Source organism: Bacillus sp. NEAU-CP5, from assembly GCF_026420705.1.
Classification (GTDB): Bacteria; Bacillota; Bacilli; order Bacillales; family Bacillaceae; genus Bacillus; species Bacillus velezensis.
The window spans coordinates 228,082-241,489 of sequence record NZ_JAPMOV010000001.1; the positions used below are offsets into that span (position 1 = coordinate 228,082).

The 13,408-nt window shown below is 50.3% G+C and carries 1 protein-coding gene; it reads right to left on the reverse strand.

The genetic code is table 11. The features are described from left to right. Complete coding sequence (locus OTK50_RS00805) at window positions 1-13,407, reverse strand: type I polyketide synthase (protein WP_286280374.1); 13,407 nt, start codon at window positions 13,405-13,407, stop codon at window positions 1-3. Between the last annotated feature and the right edge of the window lies 1 nt (window position 13,408).

The window sequence follows — 13,408 nt, forward strand, 5'->3', positions numbered from 1 at the left end:
TCATTTAAATGCTTTCCAGAACATTTTTTTCGCATGAAGCTCTTGTTTCTCCGCCGGTGCGTCAGGCTCTTTTACCAGAGCCTTACGTCTTAATGACGGTACCGGCAGCGGCTTTCTTTTCATTCGGGTATCTTTTTCTTCCCAAGCTTCCAGAATGACGTGGGCGTTCGTTCCGCCGTCGGCAAAGCAGTTGATGGCTGCTGACGGTCTGGCTGCATCCCATTCGCCGGCTGTTTTATGGAAGTGAAAATCTGTCTTTGTTATATCAAAATGCGGCATCGGTTCGTCTCCTGAGAGAAACGGAACCGTTTGTTTATGCTTCAGCATTAATACGACTTTAATGAAGCTTGCGATGCCTTCTGCGCAAAGCGGATGCCCGATGTTCGGCTTAATTGACCCGATGCCGAGCGGAACATGCCGACCTGAGCGGTATACGGATTGAATCGCCTTCAGCTCAAGCAAATCAGTCACCGCGGAACCCGATCCGTTTGCTTCGATATAAGTGATGTCTTCCGGCTTTTTGCCGCTTTTGAAAAGCGCGCTTTGCATAACGTCTTTTTGCGCCTGCATATTAGGGGCTGAAGGGCCTGCCGTTCTGCCGTCATTGTTCATGGCGGCGGCCTTAATGACTGCGTGTATCGTGTCGCCGTCTTTTTGCGCCTGGCTTACTGTTTTTAACAGAACCATGCCGACGCCTTCACCGAGGACAACTCCGCCTGAACGCTTGTCAAATACGTGAAATGCCGGTTTTTCGTTTAACAGCCCGCGCTCTTGGAACATCCGGTGCGCCGCATCCGTGTTCAGCAGGCTGACGCCGCCAACTACCGCCGCTTTGATATCGCCGCTTCTCAGTGCCTGAACGGCCATGTTCATTCCTGTCAAAGCCGATGAACAAGCCGTATCAAGCACGATGCTCGGCCCGCGCAGATCAAAAAATTGCGAAACGTTTGCCGCTAAATAATTCTGCCCGCCGGCAACGATCGGGTTGCGGGTATTCGCAAGACTTTCAGGATCAGGCTGATGCTGGCTGCGGCCTCCGATATACACACCGGCTTCTATGCCCTTGATTTCTTCACGGGTATAGCCGGCATGGCACCAAAGTTTCAAGCTCTCTTCCAACACCGCCAACGCCTGAGGGTCCATCGCTTTCGCGTCGTTTTCCGGAATGAAAAAGAATTCGGAATCAAAGTGATCCATATTGTCAATCAATCCCGCAACGTATTGATTTGCATATCCGAAACGTTCCGCCGGGACGGGGCCGATTGCGGACCTGCCGCTTCTCAGCAAGTCCCAATATTGGTCTAACGATTCCGCTCCCGGAAAACGGCAGCTCATTCCGACGACGGCAATGTCTTCAGTTACGGCATCACGCTTTTGTTCAGTGTGAACCGTTTGTACGGCAGCCGGAACCAACATTTCTGTATCAGGTTCCTCCCTTTCTGCAAGCAGCGGCTGCCCATTGGATACAAGCCATTCGGCAAACGCGTCGATCGTCGGATGTTCATATAAAACAGACGGATCTAAGTCCTCTTTGAGCGCTTGATTCATTTGCTGTAAAAGCTGCGCTAAAATGATCGAATCAACCCCGTAATCCTGAAACGGTTCGTCTGTTTCCAGTTCTTCCGGAGCGATTTTCAGCTCATCGGAAAACAGTTTCACAAGCCACGCCTTCGTATCAAGAAGCAGGTCTCTGTCTGAATGTTTTTCCGCGGCTTTGCCGTTTATTACGGCTTTTTGTGTTTTCTCTTGACAGAGCAGCCTGTCAGGATGCCATTCGCTCCGATCAACGATAGCCGGCAGAACGGACGGGCGGATGTTTTCAGATAAAATGCGGTCCAGCAAGTCAAGTCCTTCCGCGTTGGACAGTCCCAGCAGCCCGGTCTGCTTCAGGCTTTCTGTGCGGACTTCACCTAATCCGGTTTCCTTCCAGTTCGGCCATTGAATGCTGACTAACGGATATTGATTCTGATGAGCCGCCGCGAAATAATCCATGTACGCATTTGCCATCGCATAATCCGACTGTCCCGCCGCGAGCGCCGGAACGACTGCAGATACTGAAGAAAATAAGACAAAAAATTGCAAAGGATCATTTGTGAAAAGGCTGCTTAATGTTTGAAGCCCGGCGACTTTCGGTTCAAGCACTTCTTGTATGTCGTCGGCAGTCTTTCTGATAAACGCCGGATTTACTGAATTAACCGATCCCGCACAGTGAATGACGCCGCCGATCGGTCCCATCGTGCGCCGGATCGTTTCAATTTCCGCTGCCGCCGCATCATGATCAGACAATTTCAGACTGATCACCGCCACTTGCACTCCTTTTGCTTCGAGCTCTTCAATCGCCCGGATCTTCTCTTTCAGCCTCGTATTAACGGCTGACCGTTCATGACGGGGAGGAATCGGCTCCCTGCCTGTCAGCACTACTTTTTTCACGCCGTGTTTTTCTGTGAAATGGCGGGCGCATAAGAGACCCAGTCCCCTCGTGCCTCCGGTAATGAAAAGCACATGGTCTTCAGGAAACGGTGCGGGCTTATGTTCTGCTCGCTTCCCGCTTGGAATCTCCGTGAATAAAGCACGGTATCTCTGTCCGTTTCGGCGGCAGATTTCCATTTCTGTGCTGTCCGCCGAAAATTCATCTGCAATCTGTTTGGCAAGCGTCTGCTGATCCGTATCTGTATCGGCATCCATGTGTCTGGACGTCACGTTTTGATACTCATTTTGAAGCATTCTGTACAGGCCGCTTTTTGCCGCTCCTGCAAGGTGAATCGTTTTCTGCTGAAATGGCTCCAAGCCTTTTGTTACATATAGCAGCGTCAGCGGCCGCGCTTGCCGGCGGCTTGTATCAATCAGAGTCTGGAGCCTGCTGAGCCCTTCCAGTGAAGGGTCTTCGTCTCCGCATCCCGTCAGATCGATTGCGCCATCTATGTGATTCCAATCGCTAGCTGCAGTGTCAGCGGAATCCACCGGGAGAATGAATGAGTCAGCGAAATGCTTCGCAGTCTCTTCGGCTAGCTCAGCTGTCCTTGCATCAGCCAGAATCATGACCGTCCTGCCGCTTTTCTCACCGGCCGAATCGATCTCACACGGAACCCATTGCTTTTCTAAAAGCACAGCCTCGCGCCGGTCTTCTGTTTCCTGCGGTACGGCTTTCGGCTCAGGCAGCCAGTACGGCTCCTTCGCAAATGGGTAAGCCGGGAGACTGATTCTGCGGGGTTTTTCGCCTTGATAGAGTCTGTCCCAGTCCATCTGAAGCCCTTTGGCCCACAATTCCGCTATTTTGGCGTATTTTTTCTTATCGAACCATGACCTTACGAGCTGCTTCAGGTCATCGTCCGTTTCAAATGCTTTGATTTCTTTTTTAGCCGTTTTGATATGGGCTTCATATATCCCTTCACCCGTATTTCCGTTTACAAAATCGGTTAAACGGCTGATCAGTTCTTCTCTCGAACCGGCTGTAACCGCAAGACGGTAATCCATCGCATCACGCCCGGTTTGAAGCGTGTACGCCATATCTGAAAGATTGATATTCTGATCGGCTTTTGCAAATTCGATCACAGACTCGGCATAGGTTTTTACCTGGGGCGCTTTTTTCGCCGACAGCACAAAAATGTTTGTCTCATCAGGCTTACGGCTTCCCCGGTCTTTCGGCTGATACTCTTCGATAACGAGATGAGCGTTTGTGCCGCTGTAGCCGAATGAGCTGACACAGGCCCGCCGCGGTGCTCCGCCTGTTTCCCAAGGTTTGAGTTCGGTATTGACAAATAAAGGCGAGTCATCGAAATCAAAATGTTCATTCGGCGTGCTGAAATGAAGGGTCGGCACAAGCTGCTGATGCTTCATCGACAGCAGAACCTTCTGGACGCTTGCTACACCTGCCGCCGCCGACGTATGCCCAATATTCGATTTAACCGAACCGATGGCGCAAAATTGTTTACGATCCGTTTTTTCCTTAAATACAGAAGACAGGGCTTCTAGTTCAATCGGATCCCCCTGCTTTGTGCCGGTGCCGTGCATTTCCGCATAGGTGATGCTCTCAGGGTGGATGTTGTGCGCTTCATACACTTGACGCTCTAAATCCATTTGGCTTTTCGCGCTTGGTGCGGTAATGCCGTTGGTTTTTCCGTCCTGGTTAATTCCAGATCCGATAATAACTCCGTAAATATGGTCTTGATCGGCTTCCGCATCTTTCAGCCTCTTCAAAACGAGCGCCCCCGCGCCTTCGCCAGGCACAAATCCGTTCGCACTGTTATCAAATGCTTTACATTGGCCGTCAGGAGACAGCATTCCGGCTTCACACATGCTGATGTATGATTCAGGCGTTAAATACAAGGTGACACCGCCGACAAGCGCCATGTCAATTTCATGATTCAACAGCGCCTGACGCGCTAAATGAGTCCCGACGAGAGATGATGAGCATGCCGTATCAATCGGAATGGCCGGTCCTTTCAAATTGAGATAATAAGGCAGGCGGGCCGCCGCGATGCTGAAACTGTTGCCCGTCGCGCTTCCTCCTGTCTGATGTTTGTTTAACATCATGCCGTATTCATTGTTCATGATCCCCAAATAAACGCCGCAATTTTTCCCGTTTAATTCTTTTGAGCTGTAGCCCGCATCTTCAAAGGCTTTAAAACCTTCCTGTAAAAATATCCGGTGCTGCGGGTCCATAAGTTCCGCTTCAGACGGAGATATATTAAAGAACAGCGGATCAAACTCTTCAATACCGTCAAGCATACCGATTGATCTGCAGTATACTTTGCCCTTCTTGTTTAAGGCCGGATCATAGTATTTGTTTACATCCCAGCGGGAAAGCGGGATGTCGCGAATGGCGTTTTTCGCACGGGCTAAGTTGTCCCAATACGTCTTTAGGTCCGGCGCATCCGGGTACTTGCCCGACATGCCGACGATGGCTATCGCGTCCGCTATCTCGTCTTTAGGCTCCCGTTTGGCCTGCACCGGTTCAGGTTCCTTTTGAACCGTTAATCTCTCAGGCTCGGCAGGTGTTTTCTCCTGCAGGGCATGTTGCTGCGTAAGCGGCTTTGGACGTACGGGAACCGCCTGTTTTTTTCTGCCGCGGACGGACGGCTGCGTACGCAGAAAATCGGCAAATTGGCGGATTGTCGGATAATCATACACTTTCGTTACGTTACAGTCCGTGCCGTACCGTTTATTGACGGCCTTTATCCATTCAAGACCGGTAATTGAATCCATACCCAAGTCAATAAAGGCCTCATCAATATCTACTTCATCCCGCTCCATGTACAATACATCAGCCAGTGCTTTTGATAACTCGTCATGCACCGCTTCAATCGGTTCTTCCGGTTCGGCGGAAGCTGCCGTTTCAGACATCGCCTCCAGAATATCCGCTTCTGCTTGTATCACATGCTGCTTATGAGCGTTTAAAGACTGCAGCATGATGTTTGACGGTTTTTTCACGGCCTCTGTTTTCTGCGGTTCGGTTGCTTCCTCAAGGATCGGTTCTGTCCCGAGCTCTTTTTGCAAGAAGGCCGCAAACTGGCGGATTGTCGGATAATCATATACTTTCGTCACCGTAAGGGACGTGCCGTATACTTTATTAACAGACTTTATCCATTCAAGACCGGTAATTGAATCCATGCCGATATCAATAAACGTGTCGTCTGCGTCGATATCGTCGGCATCCATATATAAAACGTCTGCCAAACTTTCGGTCAATACGGCACTTACTTTTTCAGCGGAAACCGCCGGACGGGAAACAGACTGTACGGTTCTTTTCGGTTTCGCGCCGCTCAAAGGCTGCAATGAAATGTTTGACGGTTTTTCTTTGGCAGTCTCCTCGTGAAGAGTTGTTACTTCAATGACCGGTTCCGAGACGGCCGCCGGTGCGATCGGCGCAGACTGTATGTCGGCCGGTTTTTTGACAGCTGCATCTGCTGATATGTCGATCCAATAACGGTCTTTTGCAAACGGGTAGGCCGGGAGACTGATTTTTTGCGGTCTGCCCATTTGATACAACTTATCCCAATTCAGCGGAAGGCCCTTCACCCAAAGCTCTAATACCTTTGCGGCTTTGCCTTTTTCAAGCCATGCCTCAATGGTTTTTTCCATGTCCTCATCAGCCGCAAACAGCGCCATCGTGTCTTTATTCTGTTTGACTTGTCCGCGGTAGAGCTGGTCAATTGACTCCTTGCCGCCCGTAAATTCGTCAAGCTTCTCTTCAAGCTCGCGCAAATTGCTGACAATCATTCCGAGACGCTCTTCCATCGGTTCACGGCCGATTTGAAGTGTATATGCGATCCGGCTCAGATCCGCTTCCCGGTAACGCCCGCTCCGCAGCGCATCAAGAAGACGTTTCGCCCGTTTTTGAAGCCGTTGCTCATTTTTCGCGGAAAGGACGATCATCGACGGATGAGGCGCGGCAAAAGCCGTCTCCTTATCCTCATCTGCGGAATATTCTTCGATGACGATATGAGCGTTGACGCCGCCCGCTCCGAATGAGGAAAGTCCTGCGGTTCTCGGCAATTCCTTATCATTTATGACCGGTCTTTTCCACTCTTCAAGCGTCTGCTGCACTTTAAACGGCGTACTCGGAAAATCAATATTCGGGTTAAGCGTCCGGGAATGCAGTGACGGCGCAAGCTTCTTGTATTTCATTTGCAGCAGCACCTTCGTCAGCCCCGCGATGCCCGCCGCGCTTTCACAGTGCCCGATATTGGATTTCGCTGAGCCGATGGCACAAAACTGTTTATCTTGTGTTTGTTCTGAAAAGACTTTTGTCAGACCCGTGATTTCAATCGGATCGCCGAGTGAAGTCCCGGTGCCGTGGGCTTCGATGTAGCTGACCGCCCTCGGATCGGTTCCCGCGTCTTTTAACGCCTGTTTGATCACCGCGGCTTGGGCGTTCGGATTCGGTACGGAATACCCGTTTGTTTTTCCATCATGGTTCACGGCCGTTCCTTTGATCAGGCCGTAAATATGATCACCGTCCGCTTTCGCTTTAGAAAGCGGCTTAAGGAGTACGGCGCCCACTCCTTCACCGGGCACATAACCGTCTCCGCCTTCTCCGAAACTTTCACATCTGCCTTTGCTTGATAAAAATCTGTTCTGGCCGAGCATCAAATATTTATTCGGATGAACGGATACATTGACGCCCCCGGCAAATGCTGCTTCGCATTCCCCGTTCCGCAAGCTTTGGCATGCCAGATGAATGGCTGTTAAAGAAGAAGAGCACATCGTATCCAGAGCCATGCTCGGGCCGTTAAAACCGAATACATAGGAAGCCCTGTTCGCAATTGATGACGGATTTCCGGTCAGCGCAAGCGATTTTCCGCGCGCCTGTTCTTCTGCTCCGTAAAGCTGATATTCCTCATACATGACGCCGACGTAAACACCGACATTGGCGCCAAGCAAATCACCCGATTTTTCCGTGAGCTTTTTGCGCGTGTAACCGGCATCTTCCATCGTTTCGTAGACACATTGCAGGAATAACCGCTCCTGCGGGTCCATCAATTTTGCATCCCGGGGTGAAATAGAGAAGAATTGCGGATCAAATTTGTCCACGTCTTTCAAAAATCCTCCCCATTTTCCGTACGTCTTGCCTGCTTTATCTTTATCAGCGTCGTAATAAAGACTGTGATCCCAGCGATCGTTTGGAATTTCGGTTATGCAGTCAGTGCCTTCACTCAAATTCTTCCAAAATTCCTGAAGATTTTCGGCCTGCGGATATCGTCCTGATATACCGATAATCGCGATATCTTCACGCTCCGTCAGCTGCTGATTTTTCCGCGTGTCTGGACGGACTTGCGCAAAGCCTTTTTTGCCTTCATTCCGTTTGGAAACAGGCTTTACTTTCGCTTTCTCAGACAGCGCCGGTTTGGCTGCAGGGGTTTCTTCTGTTTTCATCCCGGTCACTTCCAACAGCGTGTCCCGGTGTGCTTTCATAAAATACTGCGCCAGCGATTCGATATTCTGGTACTCGAAAAACAATGTTTTTGACAATGAACCGAAGCTCTTTTCCAGCCGGCCCGTCAAATGCATAATCATAATCGAATCAATACCGTAGTCTTCCATAGGCGCCTTGGCGTCAATTTTGCCGACAGGAAGTTTGGTCACTTCCGAAAGCACTTGTTTCAAGAAATGCTCCGTTTTTTCTGCAAGCATGTTCTCTCCGCCCGCTGTAAGACCTGCCGTTTCTTCGGTTTCGCTGCCCTTATCCGGCTGATCATCCGCTGATTTTTTCAAAAACGCCCGGATTTTTGCGGCGTAGCCTTCCGTCACCATGACTTGGGATGTGTTTGCCGCCCACCCGCGGTACAAAGCATGAATGCCGTTTTCTGTTTGCATAGGGACCATGCCGCTTTCTTTTGTCAGCATGGCTTCCGTTTCAGCATCAACCGTCATGCCGCCGTCTTTCCAAAGCGGCCAGCAGATTGAAAGGGTGTGTCCATAGCGTTCATTTCGGGCTTTTTTACGGTTTCTTTTTTCACTGAAGGCGTTCATAAACGCATTGGCCATCGCATAATCAGCCTGGCCCGCGCTTCCGGCGCTTCCGGCTCCGGAAGAGAAAAGAATCAGAAAATCAAGCTCAATGTCCTTTGCCGCTTCATCAAGATGAACCAGTCCGGAGACTTTCGGCGCCAGTACATCACGGATTTCATCTTTGTGCTTTTTCAGAATATAGTTGTCTTTTATCGTTCCGGCGCTGTGTATGATACCGTTTAATCCGCCGTACTGCCGGCAGATGTCCGCTGTGAGCGATTGAACTTCTTGTTTTTCCGTCATGTCCGTTTGTTTGTACACGGCTTCCGCGCCGAGATCGGACAGTTCTTGAAGCTGGGCTTTTTTACGGTTATCCAACAGAGAACGCCCCGTTAAAATAAGAACGGCGTCTTTTGCATGCCGGGCGATTTCTTTGGCGAACAAAAATCCGAGACCGCCTGCACCGCCTGTGATCAGATAAACACCTTTATCCTTCCACGGCTTTTCGGCGCCGAACTGTTCAAGCCCTGTTTCCTGCCATTGTGCCGTATAGCGCCTGCCGTTTTCATAGCGAATATGCTTGTCATCAGGATGAGCGCTGCATTCTTTTACATATCGTGACAGCGTGTCTGCCTTGACGTCCGGCTCCAATTCAATCAGCTGGCCGGTCAGGTTCGGGTTTTCAAGCGCCGCTGTTTTCAAAAGCCCCGTTAAGCCGCAAAGGAGCTGCGTATCCGCTTCTTGAGGCACGACAATCTGAATGAGCTCGCGCCCGCCGGAATTTGAAGCGAGGATTTTCTTCACTTCTTCGAACGCTTGAAGCGCACAAGCCTCAAACCGTTCGTCTTCACTCTTATGCTGATCACGGAGCACATGACAGCTGAAGTCTGTCTGTATGCTGTTCATTTGATCCGTAAACCGGTCAGATATGATCACGTGACGGGCTTTGAAATGGATCGGCGCTTTTTCATGTACAGCGGCCTTCTCTTCCCATACGTGTTCAAAATATAGTGTATCTGTTTTATCCGTTTCAATTTCCCGTGCGGAATAACCAGTTATTTTCACACATACATTGCCTTGTTCGTCACATACATCAATATCCAGCTTCTGCACGGCATCTTCAGGCTTGCTTTCGCCGCTGTACGCAATGGATACCCACATATTGCTTTTACAGCTTTTCAACACATCAATCTGTTCGAGAGCAAACGGCAGCATCGGCCGTATGTCAGTCCCGTCTCTGTCAAGCATTAACCCGATTGTCGCGTGGAAGGCCGCATCCAAAAGGCTCGGATGGAGGACAAACTGATCTTTTGTATGAGAAATAGATGACGGGAGTGAGAGCTTCGCGAGCACTTTGCTGTCTTTTGCATAGATTTCCGTGACCGCTTTGTGAGCATCCCCGTATTCAATCCCCATTTGTTTGTATGCCTGATAGCAAGCGTCAGGTGTGATCAGACGGCGTGACTCTCTTAATTTGTCAATCTCGATTTTGGCCGGTTCGCCCGCTCGGACAAACGCCGCGCTTCCTTGCGCATAGAGAACGGACTCTTGTTCCGAGGAAGCCGATTCACTGTAAACCGTAAATCCCATCTCTCCATTTTCTTCGTCATAAAGGCGGAGATACAGTTCTGCGGACTCATCCGCCGCTGTAAACGGACGTATCCATACGACATGTTTCAGACGGACTGTTCCTTCTTCCTTCGTTTCTGCCGCGTGTTCAACGGCCGCCCGAACCATTTCCAGATAAGCCGCGCCCGGTAACGTCCGCTCGTTTTTGACGACGTGATCTTTCAGGAAAAATTCTCCGCCGCTAAAAAAGGACCGAAAACGGACGCCTGACATGTTTGATACATTTTCATGCAGGAGCGGGTGCAGCATGCCTGCATTTTTTTGCGGCAGTGATTCTCTATTCTCCGCCTTCGGCACCCAATACCGTGTTTTTTCAAACGGATATGTCGGCAGGCTGATCCGATTCGGTTTGTTTTCACCGTATAAGAGATTCCAATCCATTGTTCCTCCGCCGGCCCACTTCTCAGCAATCATCTCCAGACTTCCGGAAGAAAGCCATTTATGTATCAAGTCTGGAGCAAGCTCTGCCTGTTTCGTTTTATCAGCTCTGTTCCGCCAGCACCCGCTGACCGTTTTACCTGCCAGAAAGCCTTCCAGCCGCTCTTTGAGCTGTGTCATATTCTGAGCGGTGAACGCAACCCGCTCGTCCATCTGTTCACGGCCGATCTGAAGTGTATACGCCGCATCCTCAAGCGGCAGGCCGGGATGAATAAATGCAGACAGCTTCGCAACATACTCTTTAAGCCGTTCTTCATTTCGGGCCGAAACAGGAAAAATGAATGTCTGTCCTTCCGCCGGTTCAGCATTTGTTCCGAGTGATTCTTCCGGAATAAATTCTTCCAGAATGAGATGCACATTTGAACCTGTCGCCCCGAAAGAACTGATCCCAGCACGCCGGGGATATACGGTTTCGTTTCCGTTTTCCTTCACTGAAGGCTGCTGCCACTCTTCGGTATGATGCTGGACGTAAAACGGTGATTGTTCAAAATCTAAATACGGATTCAGCTCCTCGGAATGAAGAGACGGCACCAAAGTTTTATGGTGAAGCTGCAGGGCAACTTTGCTTAAGCCGCTGATGCCCGCCGCCGATTCCGCATGGCCGATATTGGACTTCACTGATCCGATCGAACAGAACTGTTTGTCCTGTGTGTACTGGCGGAACGCCTTGACAAGGCCTTGAACCTCAATCGGATCGCCGAGAGAAGTTCCCGTCCCGTGCGCCTCAATATAACTGACCGTGCGCGGATCGATGCCCGCTTTGTCCAGGCATTCTTCAATCAAATCGGCCTGCGCGACAGGGCTCGGCACGGAAATTCCGCTCACTGTCCCCACATGGTTGACGGCACTGCCCTTTATCACCGCATAAATCCGGTCTCCGTCTTTTACCGCCTCCCGCAGCGGTTTTAATAAAACGGCACCGATTCCTTCAGCCGGTACATAGCCGTCCCCGTCTTTCCCGAATGTATGACAAACTCCGTCTGTTGAAAACATGTCCCATAAACCGTATGTCAGATATTTATTCGGATGCAGCGACAAGTTGACCCCTCCGGCAACCGCCGATTCACATTCCCCGCGCCGAATGCTTTCCGCAGCAAGGTGAACCGCAGTCAGCGAAGATGAACAGACCGTATCGACCGCCATGCTCGGCCCGTGAAAATTGCAAAAATATGAAACTCTGTTTGCGATTTGCGCATAATTAAGAGAAAGCGGGAATACATGATCTTCAGAAGAAGCTTCAGCCCCGACCAACGTATAATCCTTATGCATCACCCCTGCGAAGACGCCGACGCGCTGTCTCTTATTCCGTCCGCGCGCCTCTGCGAGCGACTTCGGCGTATATCCGGCATCCTCAATCGTTTCCCAGCATGTTTGTAAAAACAGCCGTTCCTGAGGGTCCATTGTTTCAGCTTCCCGCGGCGTAATCCGGAAAAATTGAGGATCAAAGCAATCCGGATCATCGATAAATCCGCCCCATTTTGAAATGCTCTTTCCGGAAGGCGACTTTACATTTTCAAACCGGCGCCAGTCCCATCGAGACTCCGGAATTTCGGTGACACAGTTTTTTCCTTCTTTCAGGTTTTCCCAGAATTCATGAATATTTTCGGCCTGCGGGTAGCGGCCGGCCATGCCGATAATGGCGATATCTTCATCTTGCGGCACACTGCTTTTCCGCCTTTTTTCGGTTTGCGTCTCAACCGGCTTCTCCATTTTTGCCGGAGACGCGCTGAAATGGCTCCCGTACTGCTCAGTCAGGAAAGCCGCCAACTCTGCTGCCGTCGTATATTCAAACAGCAAAGTCGGAGAAAGGGTTTCGCCGATTTTTTCGCTGATCGTTTCGACGACGTCAAGCAGTCCGGACGATGTCAGCCCCATTTCATAGTAGCCGACTTGAGAATCAATCTGTTCAAGCGGCTTGCCGATTTTTTCCGCCATCAGATTCATGACATACCGTTCTGCTTCCTCATGCGGGTGTCCGCCTTCAAGCGATGCCGCAACTTCCGGTAAACCGGCTTTTTCAGGAGACCTCTCAGCAGTCTTTCGTTCTGTATTGATCAGCTCGGCATCCCGCACGAGCTTGCTTGTGAAATCTTTCAGCTCGGCTACTTTCCGGCCGGATGCGTTAAAAAACTCCAGTGTAATGTAAATGAGCTCCTTTTCCTGCCGAAGCGACGAACGTTTGATTCTCGTGATGCAGCCGCTCTGCAAAGGTTCGGAAGCTGTAAAAGATTCGTAGAAAAGAGGCAGAAACAGCCTCTTTTCCCCATTTAACAGCGATGAGATCAATAGGTTTGCGCCGACGCCGCTTCCGTCAAGGAGAGTCGGATGGAACAAAAACCCCCCGGCCTGTCCCATCGCGTCTTTTCCGAGCGATACATCAAAGATGACGCCGTCCCGCTCCTCAAACACTTCTCCTTCTGCTTTCATATATCCGCTGTGAACCAATTCCTGGCTTCTGCATTGTGCATACAGCTCATTTAAATCGATGGTGCGTTCCGCCTCGCGTTTGACAGAGTCAAGATCAAGCGTGTCACTGAAAATTGCGGGTGCCGTCTCGTGCATTTCCGCTTTGACGTAAATACGTTCTTCCGGCTGTACTCGCCCGCCGCTGACCTCAGCCCCTTTTGCGGTAAGTTTCCAGCGCCCTTCTTTTACTTTTGTACATTCAACCGTAAGCTTGACGGCGCTGTCTTCTTTCGCAATAAGCGGCTGATATATGGATAAATGGCGCAGCTGAAGCCCGTCGTATGAATAGCCGCGCTCTTTGAAAATCTGATAAAACATATCAATATAAGCCAATCCCGGAAGGACTTTTTGTCCGTAAACGTCATGATGTAAAATAAACGGATTTTTCAGCGATAAAGTGATTTGCTTATTGAAGTTCTTCACG